Raw genomic sequence first — 12,103 nt, 5'->3', positions numbered from 1 at the left:
CAACCCAATACAGGCCCTAGGGCCTTTACCGCGTCGCGCTGGGACCAGTCGCGAGCCGCCCGCTCAGCCGCGATACGCCGCGCCCACGCGGGCCTGTCGTCGCTCATACGCCCTCCTTCGGGTTCCTACCCGCTGAGTCTTGCGCCTGCCCCCTGGTGACAGGGAAGGGGACGGAACGGTGACACCGGACATGTCCCCAGCTCAGGCTTTCGACCCCCCGGTGTCACTTACGACGGCCTTCCGTTCCCCCGCATGCTTGTTGCAGATCACGCACCACTCACGGCGGAGCGCTCTTCCAGAGCTTCCACCCGTTCAGCCAACGCCTGAATCAGGGAGCGGATTTCGTTGATCTCGTCGCGTACGTCGGCCTGCGGAACGGTGCCGTCACCGACGAAGTTGCCGAGGTTGCCGGCCGACACGACCAGTCCCTCGGAGCGGAGCAAGGCCAACCCGTTCTGGACGGTCTGGCTCGCGAACCCGAAGCGTTCGGTCAGCTCCCGCTGCGACGGGAGCTTGTCCCCCGGCTTCATTCTCTTGATGTCCTCGCGGAGCGCGTCCGCGACCTGCACCGCTTTGGGCTTGGGTCCTCCTGTGGCAGCCATGCTCTGAGCGTACCCACCACAGCGAACTAGTGCGCTCCACCCCGCAGGGGTTGCGCACCACAGCGGACTAGTGCACGCTAGTCAGCAGATGGCCGCCCCAGACGGGGCGAGCTTTCAGCGAAAAAGTCCTGGTCACGCCAGGAAAAGCAGGGAGCGGCTCCCTACCGCCAAGCAGTCAGCCGCTCCCCGACCCTTGAAGGGGCACATCCATCATGCCTGGAATCCTCAAGGAGCAGTCCGCCGAACGGTCCGTCCCCGGGGCCAAAGGTCCCGAGCAAGGCACGGCTTTGCCGCTGGTTGAGCGGCGCCGCGCCGGTGAGACGTTCCCCCGCGTGCCGGTCGGCTCGGTTGAGCTGACCCGCGAGCAGGTGGCGGCCGGTCTGTACACCCAGCACGGCACGCTGCCGGAACTCCCGAAGCAGCCCACCGATCTGGAGCTGCTGGCCGTGCTGGAGAGCGCTCTGACCGCGTACGGCCCGGTCGGGCTGGACGACGCACGGCACGAGCTGGAGTCGTTGCCGCTGGGTACGCAAGCGGCGGCAACCTCGTGGGCATTCGCGTACCGCCTGTGCGTCGAGCACTGGTATGCGGACGCACTTGCCGAGCCGATCGGGGTGGCGGAAATGACCCTGGCCCTGTACACCTCCGACATCCCGGTGACCCGGAGCCGCACGGTTTGCGGCGACCGGATCCCCGAGATCGACGGCCATCTGATGGAGGGCGTGGCCCGCCTAGGGGCCCGGACCCTGACCCTGCTCCAGGACAACGTGCTGCGGGAACTGGGCTACCCCGGCTTCGAGATGCCGCCCGCGCTCAGGGAACGCTCCCAGCGCCTCATGCCCGACTCGCGGCGCCGCCGCTTCTGCCACGCCATCGCGGTCAACCGCCAGATGGAGACCCGTCCGCTGATGGTGATGTTCGACGCGGGTGGTTTCGCGGTCGGCGCCACCCCTCCGGAGTGCCCGTACGGCGCCCGCATGGTGGCGCACATCCGCAGCAAGGGCGGCCGGGCATGACCACCGCTCTTGACGCCCTGTACGCACAGGTGACGTCGGGCGTGGCGCCGGTCTTCTCCCTCGCGGAGATGGACCGGCGCCCCGCCGGGCAGGTCTTCCCCACCATCCCCGTCAGGGGGCTGGAGCTGACCATCAGCGAAGCCGCGGCTGCGCTCTTCGAGACGACCGCCGACGAACTCGCCGTCCCGGTGCCCAACACGGACACGCTGTACGACGCGCTCAATACTGCCGTGCGCACGCTGGGCCCGGCCGGGATCGCAGAAATCCTCGGAACCTTCGAGGAATTGCCCTCCGCAGAGTTCTTCGAGGTGAAGGCGTGCCGCCGCTTCGCCTACCGGCTCGCCCTGTCGTTCTGGTACGAGCGGGCACGCTCCCGCCCGATGACCGCCGGAGAAGTCGGCGCAGCCGTCTACCTGTCCAGCCTGGACCGCTGCCGCATGGCCGACTTCCATAAACGCCCGCTCTGCAAGCTTCTGTTGGCACGCGCCATCCATGAGGGCGTCACGGCCGTGCCGACCGAAGTCCTGGTCCGGCTTGGCAAGGCGATGGCCGGCGAGTTGGGCGGAGTCGACCGCGATCGGGATTGGCTGTACAAGCAGGCCCTGCCCGACTACCACCGCCGCCGGTTCGCCTTCGATCTGGTGCAGTGGAACCGCGAGCAGCCCGCGCCGCTGATCGTGCGGCCGGACTCCGGCGGCTACCTGGTCGGGCTGACTCCGCCGCCGGGCCCGGACGGCAGGTGGCTGCGGCCGATGCGGGCGGAGTGGTAGCCGTGAGCTTGCACCGAAAGACGCACCTGAACTCCACGCGGCGCCGCAACCGCAAGGCCCAGCTCGCCGCCCGCGACGGGCAGCGGTGCGCTTACTGCCGCCGACCGTTCGCCGAGCTTCGTGAGGCCACCCTCGATCACGTGGTGCCGATCCGATTGCTGTTCACGTGGTCGGCCAACCACCTCGTGCTGGCCTGCCGACCGTGCAACAACGCGAAAGCCGATCGGCTCCCGCTCTCCCTCGCGTTGCTCATCGCGCGGTCGGCCGACCCCGGTCAGTCGACGGTCGCCCCGATCGACTGCCGCCTGTTGGCCCGACTCGCTGCCGCCCACCAGGCGGCTCTGACCAGCGTGACCCACTGCGTCACGCCCGGCGTCACGCCCGCTGTGATGCTCCGATCGCCCGACCTGATCAGCGAACGGTCTACCCGCAGCCTGCACGAATCGACCCCGCGCACCTGCCCGCGATCGAACGTGCCGCCCGACTGCCTACGCGCACCCCGCCCCGCCCGGGCATGTGCAGGCCCGACCGGACAGGCGGTTCCCGCGTGAACACCGTGAACGGATCGACGCCCGCCATGAACACCGTGAACGGTTCGGCTCGCACCATGAACACAGCGAACACCGTGAACGGATCGGTGGATACCGTGAACACCGTGAACGGCGCCGTGAACGCCGTACCCGCACGCCCGTCCGCACGTGCGGATCGGGCACCCGCACGTGCGGGCCGCACGCCCGCACGGCCGCCGCACGGTGCGGGAGAGGCCAAGAAACCGTCGGCCGCCTCGCGACTGGTTGCCCTCGCCCGCGAGGAGTACCGGTTCGTGATGTCCACCGACGGTCGCCCCTACGCAATCGCTCTGAACGGTCCGAACCTCGCTCTCCCGCTCCGCGGCAGGGCAGGCTTGCGACAGCGGCTCGCGCGGCTGTACGTCGACACTTACGAGGGCGACGTGGCCTCACAGTCCGCCCTCGCCGACGCCATGTCCGTCCTGGAAGGCATCGCCGACGAGGACGACCCGGTACCTGTCAGCCTGCGGGTGGGGAGCGACGATGCCGGCGCCATCGTGGTGGACCTCGGCACGGCCGACGGCCGCGCTGTGGTGGTCACCGCACTCGGGTGGAACGTGGTGGACCGCTCACCGGTGCTCTTCCGCCGCTCAGGCGCCATGGGCCCGATGCCCACGCCCGTGCTGGACGGGGACGGGCTGGCCAAGCTGCACGCCCTGCTGAACATGGACGACACGACGTTCCGGCAGCTCGCCGCGTGGCTGGTCGCCGCGTGGATCCCGCACATCCCGCACCCGGTCCTCACCTTCAAGGGCGAGCAGGGCACGGGCAAGTCGAAGACGGCCGAGATGGTGGTGAACCTGATCGACCCCTCCCCCGCGTCGAAGCGCAGCCAGCCGCGCGACATCAAGGCGTGGGCGGCACAGGCGTTCAACTCGTGGGCGCTGTGCCTGGACAACATCAGCACGATCCCGCCGTGGCTGTCGGACACCCTGTGCAAGGCGGTGACCGGTGACGGCATCGTGGACCGGGCCCTGTACACCGACGATGACGTGGTGGTGCTGACGTTCCGACGGGTGCTGGCCATGACCACCATCGACGCCGGGGCGCTCGCCGGGGACCTCGCCGAACGGCTCCTCATGCTCGATCTCCAGTTGATCGAGGAGGACCGGCGCAGGACCGAGGAGGAGCTGAACGGCGCGTTCGAGGCCGTACGGCCCGCCGTCCTCGGGGCCCTGTTCGACCTGCTGGCATGCGTGCTGGCCGTGCTGCCCACGGTGCGGCTGGACACCATGCCGCGCATGGCTGACTTCGCGCGCGTGCTCGCGGCCGTCGACCAGGTCATGGACTGGCACACCTTGGACGACTACCTGGCTACGTCAGCAAACGTCGCCACGGATGCGTTGGAGGGCGACCCGTTCGGCGCCGCCGTTGCCGCCCTGGTCGACCAGGCCGGTACCTGGCAGGGCACGGCCGCCCAGTTGCTCGACACGCTGCCGACACCGCTGGTCCGGCCGCCGAACTGGCCCAAGGACGCCACCCGCGCGGGCGGGCGTCTGAAGCGGCTCGCGCCGCTGCTGCGGTCCATCGGGATCACGGTGGACGACACGCAGCGTAGTCCCGGCAAGCAACGCCACCGCCTCTACGTCCTGTCCCGGGCAGAGGCGGCAGCGTCCGACCCCGGACAAGCCCCTCTCTGGCCCGAGGTGGCCCCCATCGGACAAGGCAGAACACCACCCGACCAGCCCTGACGTAACCGGAAGACCCGCCGGGCCGGGCCGTACACCAGCGGCCCGGACACGTCGAAGCTGCGGACGCTACAGCCGTCCAGCATCCGCAGCGTCCGACCTAGCGTCCGCACCCTGCCCGCCCTGTGGCCTGCGGCAACACGACCTGTCGGACGCTGGAACGCTGCGGACGCTGAGATACACCAATTCTCTAGGACGGCTCACCGGCACCACTCCCACGCACCGCCCGACGGACACGAGGAGTCACCCACAACATGGCCACCGAAGAGCCGGCCGACCCGCGCGCCATCCTGCGCGGCGGTCTCCCGAACCGCTACCTCACCCCCGAAGACCTGGTCACCATGTTCGGCCTCCCGAGCGTCGAGACCGTCTACCAGTGGCGCCGCAAGCGCATCGGCCCGCCCGGCTTCCGCGCCGGCCGCTACCTGCGCTTCGACCCGGCCGCCGTTCGGGCCTGGGTGGCCGAGCAGAGCGCCCGCGAAGACGCGGCATGACGACTGCTAGACCTAGCGCCCATCGCTGCTAGGTCTAGCAGCTCTGCTAGCAGTCAAACGCGCCGTTGACCTGCGGTCTAGCGCCTAGCAGCCCCTCAAAGTGGAAGCGGCTACCGGGCCCGAAACCCCCATGCCGAAGGGCTCAGCAAACCCGCTAGGCCAACCGGTCCTCCCCCGGGGAGGCGCCACTCGTCAGGCCGGGGAAGCGGGGAGAACTCCCCAACCGCCTCCCCGGCCCGCATCCCCCGCACTGATCTGCACAAACAGCCCTTCGGGGAGGCGGGGAGCCACCTCCGGAAGCCCCCGCAAACCGCCCCCTGAAAGCCCCTTGGGGTCCCTGTCTCCGCCTCCCCGGAGGGCCCGGCGGACACCACGAGCGGCAGGGAGCACGACCCGCCACCCCAGGGAGGCAGGGAGAACTCCCTGACCGCTTCCCTGGCCCGCCTCCCTCGGCCTGACCAGCGTGGACGTCCTCTCAGGGAGGCAGGGAGGCGCGCCCCAGCACCACCGAAAACCCCCTCCGGAAGGCACCTGGCGCCCGCCGTCTAAGCCTCCCTGAGACGCCGCTAGCAGCCCAAACCGCTCGTGACCAGGCCCATAGCACGTAGCGGGCCCGGCCCAGCGCACCCCGAACCCGGCCGGACGGACGCCAACGGCTCCTCCGTGCCCCGCTACCGAGAAGGGACCCAGCCCCACATGGCAGGTCACATCCAAGACCGCTGGTACAAGGCCGAGACTGACGCCGACGGCAGAACCGTCCGCGTCAAGACCGACCGCCACGGAACCGGCATGCGCTACCGCGCCCGGTACATCGGGCCCGACGGAACCGAGAAGTCCAAGAGCTTCGCCGACGGTAAAAAACGGCTCGCCGAGCAGTGGCTCACCCGTATCGAGGCGGACATGGCGTGCGGTCAGTACCTTGATCCGCAGAAGGCCAAGACCACCTTCAAGCAATACGCCGAGAAGTGGCTGACCACCCACGGGGGCGACCCGAACACCCGGGCGTCGATGACGTCGCAGCTACGACTCCACGCCTTCCCGCACATAGGTTCCCGCCCTCTCGGCTCGTTCCAGCCGGAGCACATCCGCGAGTGGGTGACCCGGATGGAGGAGAACGGGGTTCGCGGCGCGTATGCCCGGACCATCTACGCGAACGCCCGGACCGTGCTGAGCGCGGCCGTAGACGACGGGTACCTGAGCCGCAACCCGTGCTCCGCCCGCTCGGTCAAGGCGCCGGCCATCGAGCCGAAGCGTGTCGTGCCATGGTCGGTGGATCGCGTGCTGGCCGTGCAGAGCGAAATGCCGGAGCGGTACCGCGCCATGGTGGACCTGGGGGCCGGGTGCGGACTTCGTCAGGGCGAGATTCTGGGCATTGCCGTCGACGCGATCGATTTCGGTGCCGAGGCCCTGCACGTCGTGCAGCAGCTCAAGCTCAGCCGCAGCAAGCCCGTCTTCGCTCCGCCGAAGGGCGGGAAGCTGCGAACCACCCCGCTGCCCCGGCCCGTCGCCGATGCTCTGCGCCGGCACATGAAGGAATTCCCGCCGGTGGAGATCAAGCTGCCGTGGGGCACGGCGAAGGGGCCGCTCGTGACCCGGCGGCTGATCTTCACCGGGCCGCTGGGCGGGCACGTCTGGCGGACGTCGCTCAACGACGACGCCTGGAAGCCCGCTCTCGCCGCAGCAGGAGTCATCCCGCAGCCTCGGAAGGGCGAGAGCCACGCTGCGGCCCGCGAGCACGGCATGCACGCTCTCCGGCACTTCTACGCGTCTGTGCTCCTGGACGCCGGGGAGAACATCAAGGCGCTCGCCGAGTACCTGGGGCATTCGGACCCGGCCTTGACCCTTCGGGTTTACGCACACCTTATGCCCACCAGCCGGGAACGAACCATGAAGGCACTTAGCCGCATCTTCACTCAAGCCAATCGACCGAGAGAAGCGTAAAAAGCGGGAGATAAACAGAAAAGGCATCCCTGCGAACCCAGTCCTGAACCCAGTTCAGGAAAATAATAAGCCTCTTCCTCGACCAAGCCAGCCGAACCTTTGCCACCCGAACCTCCGGGCGCCAAGGAACCCGGGGATCAACCCTCAGAGTCAAAGCTCCAGAGCCCCCGGGAGGGCAGACCAGGCAGCCGGCTCCCGGTAAGCGGTTCACGAGTTCACTACGGAAGACTCGCTCTGAAAGACTCACGATGAAAGCCTGCACTGGGAGCCCTTGCATAACTCGCCAATCGCGGCTACCTGTTCATCTCCATGGACAACTTGTCCAAGGAGATGAACACGCCATTTAGCTGCGCGTTTGTCTGACAGGCGACGGCTATGGGAAAGTCTCAATGGCATGCGAATGCCGCCCGGCCAGGGGCGGCATTCGTCCCCATTGCCACGCTCTCAGCCATCACCTTGACAAGTGATCCGAACGCACATGGAGGTCCCCATGGTCCCACGCACAGGCGTCACCGTCGACATCCGCCCCCGCGACTTACCGATTGCGCTCATCGGCACTGGCGGCGGGGCGCTCGCTCTTTGGGCCAGCGCCCCTGCGGAGATCGCGATCCCCGTGGCCCTACTGATCGTCCTCGACATCCGCGTCCGCTCGGCTCGCAGTCGCGCTGACGGCCCACAGAAGGCCCAGCGGTAGCAAAAAGGCCCGCCCCTGGCAGGAAATCGCAGGTGGCGGGCCCTTTGGGGCGGTCTTACTTCTTCTTGCCCTGGTTCTTCACGGCCTCGATCGCGGCCTTGGCGGCCTCCGGGTCGAGGTACGTGCCGCCGGGGACGACCGGGCGGAAGTCGGCGTCGAGCTCGTAGGCGAGCGGGATGCCAGTGGGGATGTTGAGGCCGGCGATGTCGGCGTCGGAGATGCCGTCCAGGTGCTTGACCAGGGCGCGCAGCGAGTTGCCGTGGGCGGCGACCAGGACCGTACGGCCGGCCAGCAGGTCCGGGACGATGCCGTCGTACCAGTACGGCAGCATGCGGACGACGACGTCCTTGAGGCACTCGGTGCGGGGGCGCAGCTCCGGGGGGATGGAGGCGTAGCGCGCGTCGTCGCTCTGGGAGAACTCGGAGCCGTCCTCGAGGGCGGGCGGCGGGGTGTCGTAGGAGCGGCGCCAGAGCATGAACTGCTCCTCGCCGAACTCGGCCAGGGTCTGGGCCTTGTCCTTGCCCTGGAGGGCGCCGTAGTGGCGCTCGTTCAGCCGCCAGGAGCGGTGGACGGGGATCCAGTGACGGTCGGCCGCCTCCAGGGCCAGCTGCGCGGTGCGGATGGCGCGCTTCTGGAGGGAGGTGTGGACCACGTCAGGGAGCAGGCCGGCGTCCTTGAGCAGTTCTCCGCCGCGGACGGCCTCCTTCTCGCCCTTCTCGTTGAGGTTGACGTCCACCCAGCCGGTGAACAGGTTCTTGGCGTTCCACTCGCTCTCGCCGTGGCGGAGGAGGATGAGCTTGTACGGTGCGTCGGCCATGCCCTTGAGCGTAATCGACGGGGCGGGGGCGCCGCTCCCGGCGGGAGTCCGGGCGGGATTCCCGGCGCCGTTTGACGAACCCCGTCAATTGGATGGCGTGCTCACGCCAGAGGCTCGTAAGGTGCGGACAACCGGGACGGCGCTTACATCAGGGGGCGGACGCGTGATAGCGCGCATGGGCAGGGCGGCGAGGGAGAGCGTGGCGGGGCTGCCACGGGCGTTCTGGTGGCTGTGGGTCGCCACGCTGGTCAACCGGCTGGGTTCGTTCGTTTCCACGTTCCTGGCCATCTACCTGACATTGGAGCGCGGCTACTCCGCCTCGTACGCCGGGCTCGTCGCCGCTCTGCACGGGCTCGGCGGGGTGATCGCCTCGATCGGGGCGGGGGTGATGACCGACCGGCTCGGGCGGCGGCCCACCCTGATGGCCGCGCAGGTGTCGACCGCCGCCTCGGTGGCGCTGCTCGGCTTCGTGCACGACCCCGTGTGGATCGCGGGCGCCGCCTTCCTGGTGGGGCTGGCGAGCAACTCCTCGCGGCCCGCCGTCACCGCGATGATGGCCGACATCGTCCGGCCCGAGGACCGGCTGCGGGCGTACTCGATCAACTACTGGGCGATCAACCTCGGCTACGCGGTCTCCGCGACGGCGGCCGGCTTCGTCGCCGAGTACAGCTATCTGGCCGGCTTCCTCGGGGAGGCCGCGATCACGCTGGCCTGCGCCGTCCTGTGCTACTTCACGCTCCCCGAGTCGCGGCCCGAGCCGTCCGCACCGGCGGGCGGCGCCGAGGGAGCGCCCCCCGTCGGGCTGGGCACGGTCCTGCGGGACGGGCGGTTCATGGGCGTTACGGGCCTGGCCTTCCTGGTGGCGCTGATCTTCACGCAGAGCTCGGTGGCGCTGCCGGTGGCGATGGGCCGGGAGGGGCTCTCGACCCGTGACTACGGGATGGTCATGGCCGTCAACGGCATCCTGATCGTCGCCCTCCAGATCCCGATGACCCGCGTCATCGCCCGCCGCGATCCCCGGATGCTGCTGGTCTTTTCCGCGCTGCTCGCCGGGTACGGCTTCGGCCTGACCGCGTTCGCCGGCTCGGTCGGCTTCTTCGCGCTGACCATCGTCGTCTGGACGCTCGCCGAGATCGTCAACGCCCCCACCCAGTCCGGCATGGTGGTGCGCTTCTCGCCGCTCCACGCCCGGGGCCGCTACCAGGGGGTGTTCTCGCTGTCCTGGACCCTGTCGTCCCTGGTCGCGCCGCTGACGGGCGGTGTGGTCATCGAGGAGCTCGGGGCGAACGTGCTGTGGGCCGGGTGCGCGGTGGTCGGCACCATCGCCGGCGCGGGGTACTGGCTGCTGACCCGCGACCTGCCGGAGGAGGGCGCGCCGGAGACGCGGGTGGCGCGGGGGAAGGCGGCGGCCGGGCGGCCGGAGGCGGAGACGTCGCCCGCCTGAGCCCGCCTGAGCCCGCCTGACCACCCGTCAACCGGTCAGCCCTTCCGGCCGTCCTCGCCCGTCAGCCGCCCGAACGCCTCCAGGTTGCGCGTGGACTCGCCGCGCGCGGTGCGCCACGCGTACTCCTTGCGGATCGCGCTCGCGAACCCCATCTCCAGCAGGGTGTTGAAGCTGCCGTCCGCGTTCTCCAGCACCACGCCGAGGATCCGGTCGACCTCCTCCGGCGTGACGGCGGCCAGCGGCAGCCGCCCGACGAGGTAGACGTCGCCGAGGTGGTCGACCGCGTAGGCGACCCCGTACAGCCGGGTGTTGCGCTCCAGCAGCCAGCGGTGCACCGCCTCGTGGTTCTCGTCGGGGCGGCGCACCACGAAGGCGTTGACGGAGAGGGAGTGGTTGCCGACGACCAGCGACACGGTCGTCGACAGCTTCCGGGTACCGGGCAGCTTCACGACGTACGTGCCGTCGGACGGGCTCTCCCACTCCAGCCCGGCCTCGGCGAGCGTGCGCTCGATGACGGACTTCGCGTCATTCATGTGCCGATCAGACATGTGCCGAGCGTAGGCGACGCCGCCGTTCGCCGATCGCCTCGGTGTACACCGCGGCCGTGGCGGCCGCCGCCGTGTCCCAGCCGAAGGACCGGGCGTGCGCCGCCGCGGCGGCGCCCATCGTGTCCGCGAGCTCCGGCGCGTCCGCGAAGCGTTCGAGCGCCCGGGCGTAGTCGACGGGGTCGTGGCCGTCCACCAGGAACCCGCTGGCCCCGTGCCGGACCGCCACCGGCAGCCCGCCCACCGCCGCCGCGACGACCGGCGTGCCGCACGCCTGCGCCTCCACCGCCACCAGGCCGAACGACTCGCTGTGCGAGGGCATGACCAGCACGGACGCCGCGCGGTACCAGTCCGCCAGCCGCTCCTGGTCGACCGGCGGGCGGAATCTGACCACGTCGGCGATGCCCAGCCGGGCGGCCAGCTTGTGGAGCTCCTCCGGCTTCGCCATGCCGCTGCCGCTCGGACCGCCGACCACCGGCACCACGATCCGCGACCGCAGCGCGGGACGGCGGTCCAGCAGCTCGGCCACCGCGCGCAGCAGCACGTCGGGCGCCTTCAGCGGCTGGATCCGGCCCGCGAACAGCGGGACCAGCGCGTCCTGCGGCAGCCCGAGCCGCTCGCGGGCGGCGGCCCGGCCGTCGGCCTCCCGGAACCGCTCCAGGTTGACGCCCGGATGGACGACGGCGACCTTGTCCGGAGCCGCGTCGTAGTGCCGGACCAGCTCCTCCGCCTCCCCCTCCGTGTTGGCGATCAGCCGGTCGGCCGCGCGGACGATCTGCGTCTCGCCGATCACCCGGGCCTGCGGCTCCGGAGTGTCCCCCGCGGCCAGCGCCGCGTTCTTCACCTTGGCCATCGTGTGCATCGCGTGCACCAGCGGCACGCCCCAGCGGTCCGCCGCCAGCCAGCCGACGTGGCCGGACAGCCAGTAGTGCGAGTGCACGAGGTCGTAGTAGCCGGGCCGGTGGCCCGCCCACGCCTGCGTCACCCCGTGGGTGAAGGCGCACAGCTGCGCCGGCAGCTCCTCCTTCGCCAGCCCCTCGTACGGGCCCGCGTCGATGTGCCGGACGAGGACGCCCGGCGCCAGCTCCACGGCGGGCGGCAGCTGCCCGGTGGTCGCCCGGGTGAAGACCTCCACCTCGATGCCGAGCGCGGCGAGCCGCTTGGCGAGCTCGACGATGTAGACGTTCATGCCGCCCGCGTCGCCCGTGCCGGGCTGGTGCAGCGGCGACGTGTGGACGCTGAGCATCGCGACGCGGCGCGGCAGCCGGCCCTGCGCGCGGCGCAGGAACTGCTGCGGCCGGGAGAAGGGGCTGCCATGCGTACGGGTACGGCGCGTGCCGCGCCGGGGTGCGTACTGGCTCACCGTTCGGGTCCTCCGTCCGCCTGTGGGGGGCGTGCGTACGTCAGGGTCGACCCACGACAGGGGTCAACCCTTCGAACACGGGGCCGGGGATTCCCCTTCCCTCCTTTACCAAAGAGTGATCCGGCCCTCACGGTCCGGCGCAGAACCGGAACCGCTTACG

The 12,103-nt window shown here is 70.1% G+C and carries 11 protein-coding genes; 7 read left to right on the top strand and 4 right to left on the bottom strand.

The window, feature by feature from the left end:
* Positions 1 to 266: 266 nt before the first annotated feature.
* Positions 267 to 602, bottom strand: a complete 336-nt coding sequence (locus JNW98_RS31340; RefSeq protein WP_223771689.1) for a GntR family transcriptional regulator — start codon at positions 600 to 602, stop codon at positions 267 to 269.
* Positions 603 to 814: 212 nt separating this feature from the next.
* Here JNW98_RS31340 and JNW98_RS31335 point away from each other — a divergent pair, with 212 nt between their 5' ends.
* From JNW98_RS31335 to JNW98_RS31310, 6 genes are all read left to right on the top strand, one after another.
* Positions 815 to 1,618, top strand: coding sequence for a hypothetical protein (locus JNW98_RS31335; RefSeq protein WP_223771688.1), 804 nt, complete (start codon positions 815 to 817; stop codon positions 1,616 to 1,618).
* A complete protein-coding gene (locus tag JNW98_RS31330; protein ID WP_223771687.1) occupies positions 1,615 to 2,388 on the top strand; it encodes a hypothetical protein in 774 nt (257 codons plus the stop codon). The genes JNW98_RS31335 and JNW98_RS31330 overlap by 4 nt, the downstream gene beginning before the upstream one ends.
* Before the next feature lie 2 nt (positions 2,389 to 2,390).
* Positions 2,391 to 2,939: an HNH endonuclease gene (locus tag JNW98_RS31325; RefSeq protein ID WP_223771686.1), complete on the top strand. Its 549-nt coding sequence runs from the start codon at positions 2,391 to 2,393 to the stop codon at positions 2,937 to 2,939.
* A 353-nt stretch (positions 2,940 to 3,292) separates the two neighbouring features.
* The gene (locus tag JNW98_RS31320; protein ID WP_223771685.1) at positions 3,293 to 4,648 is read left to right on the top strand and encodes an AICE element replication initiation protein; all 1,356 of its coding nucleotides are present in this window, start codon (positions 3,293 to 3,295) and stop codon (positions 4,646 to 4,648) included.
* A 251-nt stretch (positions 4,649 to 4,899) separates the two neighbouring features.
* Positions 4,900 to 5,139 (top strand): helix-turn-helix domain-containing protein, encoded by a 240-nt coding sequence (locus JNW98_RS31315; RefSeq protein ID WP_223771684.1) that lies wholly within the window; start codon positions 4,900 to 4,902, stop codon positions 5,137 to 5,139.
* Between the two features lie 696 nt (positions 5,140 to 5,835).
* Complete coding sequence (locus JNW98_RS31310; RefSeq protein WP_223771683.1) at positions 5,836 to 7,080, top strand: tyrosine-type recombinase/integrase; 1,245 nt, start codon at positions 5,836 to 5,838, stop codon at positions 7,078 to 7,080.
* A 749-nt stretch (positions 7,081 to 7,829) separates the two neighbouring features.
* Here the strand turns inward: JNW98_RS31310 and JNW98_RS31305 are convergent.
* Positions 7,830 to 8,591, bottom strand: a complete 762-nt coding sequence (locus JNW98_RS31305) for a phosphoglyceromutase (RefSeq protein ID WP_223771682.1) — start codon at positions 8,589 to 8,591, stop codon at positions 7,830 to 7,832.
* Between the two features lie 175 nt (positions 8,592 to 8,766).
* Between JNW98_RS31305 and JNW98_RS31300 the strand changes: the two genes are divergently transcribed.
* Entirely contained in the window at positions 8,767 to 10,035 is a 1,269-nt protein-coding gene (locus JNW98_RS31300) for an MDR family MFS transporter (protein ID WP_223771681.1), read from the top strand.
* A 35-nt stretch (positions 10,036 to 10,070) separates the two neighbouring features.
* Here JNW98_RS31300 and JNW98_RS31295 read toward each other — a convergent pair whose 3' ends face one another.
* On the bottom strand, positions 10,071 to 10,583 hold the full coding sequence (locus JNW98_RS31295) for a type III secretion system chaperone family protein (protein WP_223771680.1): 513 nt from the start codon (positions 10,581 to 10,583) through the stop codon (positions 10,071 to 10,073).
* A complete protein-coding gene (gene mshA, locus JNW98_RS31290) occupies positions 10,576 to 11,943 on the bottom strand; it encodes a D-inositol-3-phosphate glycosyltransferase (RefSeq protein WP_372459361.1) in 1,368 nt (455 codons plus the stop codon). The genes JNW98_RS31295 and mshA overlap by 8 nt, the downstream gene beginning before the upstream one ends.
* Positions 11,944 to 12,103 lie beyond the last annotated feature (160 nt).

Source organism: Streptomyces huiliensis, assembly GCF_020037025.1.
GTDB classification, from domain to species: Bacteria; Actinomycetota; Actinomycetes; order Streptomycetales; family Streptomycetaceae; genus Streptomyces; species Streptomyces huiliensis.
The sequence above is the reverse complement of the archived record's forward strand: the minus strand, read 5'-3'. Positions and strand labels throughout refer to the sequence as shown.

Bases quoted from the DNA above. Each gene is read 5' to 3' on its own strand.
- JNW98_RS31340 (WP_223771689.1), bottom strand. From the start codon at position 602: ATGGCTGCCACAGGAGGACCCAAGCCCAAAGCGGTGCAGGTCGCGGAC.
- JNW98_RS31335 (WP_223771688.1), top strand. From the start codon at position 815: ATGCCTGGAATCCTCAAGGAGCAGTCCGCCGAACGGTCCGTCCCCGGG.
- JNW98_RS31330 (WP_223771687.1), top strand. From the start codon at position 1,615: ATGACCACCGCTCTTGACGCCCTGTACGCACAGGTGACGTCGGGCGTG.
- JNW98_RS31315 (WP_223771684.1), top strand. From the start codon at position 4,900: ATGGCCACCGAAGAGCCGGCCGACCCGCGCGCCATCCTGCGCGGCGGT.
- JNW98_RS31310 (WP_223771683.1), top strand. From the start codon at position 5,836: ATGGCAGGTCACATCCAAGACCGCTGGTACAAGGCCGAGACTGACGCC.
- JNW98_RS31305 (WP_223771682.1), bottom strand. From the start codon at position 8,591: ATGGCCGACGCACCGTACAAGCTCATCCTCCTCCGCCACGGCGAGAGC.
- JNW98_RS31300 (WP_223771681.1), top strand. From the start codon at position 8,767: ATGGGCAGGGCGGCGAGGGAGAGCGTGGCGGGGCTGCCACGGGCGTTC.
- JNW98_RS31295 (WP_223771680.1), bottom strand. From the start codon at position 10,583: ATGTCTGATCGGCACATGAATGACGCGAAGTCCGTCATCGAGCGCACG.